The sequence below is a fragment of the Roseovarius halophilus (ex Wu et al. 2025) genome (assembly GCF_047086965.1).
In genome coordinates this window covers 1-1,175 of sequence record NZ_JBKOTX010000481.1, presented here as the reverse complement: position 1 = coordinate 1,175, position 1,175 = coordinate 1, and the positions used below count along the sequence as shown (strand labels likewise).

Below are 1,175 nucleotides of genomic sequence, written 5' to 3'. Positions count from 1 at the left end.
AGCCCGAGCGCCACCGTGGCCAGCCCCGTGCCGAGCAGTGCCACGACCTGCGCGAGGAACAGGTGGCGGTAGGTGCGCTCAGTGAGGATCTCAAGCATGGGCGGTCTCAAAGGTAGCGGGCGATGGACTTCAGCTCGTCGCGGTCCGCGGGCGAATGATCCGTGTCGATGCAATGATCCATGTGGTCGTGGATCAGCGCCCGCTTGGCGTTCACCACGGCCTTCTCGACCGCCTGAAGCTGTTGCGCGATCTCGAGGCATGGCTTGCCCTCCTCGATCATGCCGATCACCGCGCGCAGATGGCCGTCGGCACGTTTCAGCCGGGCGATCAGGGCCGGGTGGGTTGCGTGGACATGAGGCTTTGTCATAGAAAGACGCTATCCTCCCCGGGGGGATAGAACAAGATGGCCTCAGAAGAGGCTGCGCACATGGGCAGACAGGCAATATCGATGAGACCGCTGGCGACATTCGGAAGACAGGCGTTTGCGGCGCTTCTCTGCCTGTCGCTGGCCGCGTGGTCCGTAATGCCGACCGCGACCCACTCGCCGACAGTACTCGAGACGATCCAGGATCATCTGGAGATGATCGCAGATCACGGGCATTCGCACGGGTTCGAGGAAGACCTCTACTGGGCGATGCACGGCCACAGCCACGACGCCGCCGACCACGATCATAGCCAGGCGCTTGCACCCCTCGGCGACCGAAGCCATCCCACGAGCGCCTACCGGGACGCGTGGCGACTTAAGGCCTCGCCGGGCGGCGGACACCACACGTTCCGGATCGAACGACCTCCGCGTGCCTGATCGGCACCGCGCCGCCGCGCGGTTTCACCGATCATTCTTTCGCACGAACGGAGACTTCCATGAGTCCAGCCTCGACGGGACTGCACGCGCTCGCGTCGCGACGCCCCGCAGCCCTCATCCTGACAACCCTTGCCCTCTACGCCTCCAGCGTGGCGCAGGTGCTGGCCCATGACGTCACCCCCGGTGACGCGGGCTACATCCAGGAAATCTGGGGGGTGCATGTCATCTCCTTCATCTACCTCGGCGCCAAGCACATGGTGACGGGCTACGACCACATCCTGTTCCTTCTTGGCGTCGTGTTCTTCCTCTACCGGATGAAGGACGTCGCCATCTATGTCAGCATCTTCGCGGTCGGGCACTCGGTGACGATGCT

3 protein-coding genes are annotated in these 1,175 nt (G+C 64.0%); 2 read left to right on the top strand and 1 reads right to left on the bottom strand.

Annotated features, from left to right (window positions below; all coding sequences use genetic code 11):
* Positions 1 to 106: 106 nt before the first annotated feature.
* Entirely contained in the window at positions 107 to 367 is a 261-nt protein-coding gene (locus tag ACH107_RS32975) for a metal-sensing transcriptional repressor (protein ID WP_412509807.1), read from the bottom strand.
* A 36-nt stretch (positions 368 to 403) separates the two neighbouring features.
* Between ACH107_RS32975 and ACH107_RS32970 the strand changes: the two genes are divergently transcribed.
* Positions 404 to 802 carry a hypothetical protein gene (locus tag ACH107_RS32970; RefSeq protein WP_412509806.1) on the top strand — a complete coding sequence of 133 codons (399 nt, stop codon included), beginning with the start codon at positions 404 to 406 and terminating at the stop codon, positions 800 to 802.
* Positions 803 to 861: 59 nt separating this feature from the next.
* The coding region (locus tag ACH107_RS32965; RefSeq protein ID WP_412509805.1) for a HupE/UreJ family protein at positions 862 to 1,175 on the top strand (314 nt) is incomplete at its 3' end.

What these genes read in the sequence shown, in the direction of transcription:
- ACH107_RS32970 (WP_412509806.1), top strand. Translation starts at nt 404, where the DNA reads ATGGCCTCAGAAGAGGCTGCGCACATGGGCAGACAGGCAATATCGATG.
- ACH107_RS32975 (WP_412509807.1), bottom strand. Translation starts at nt 367, where the DNA reads ATGACAAAGCCTCATGTCCACGCAACCCACCCGGCCCTGATCGCCCGG.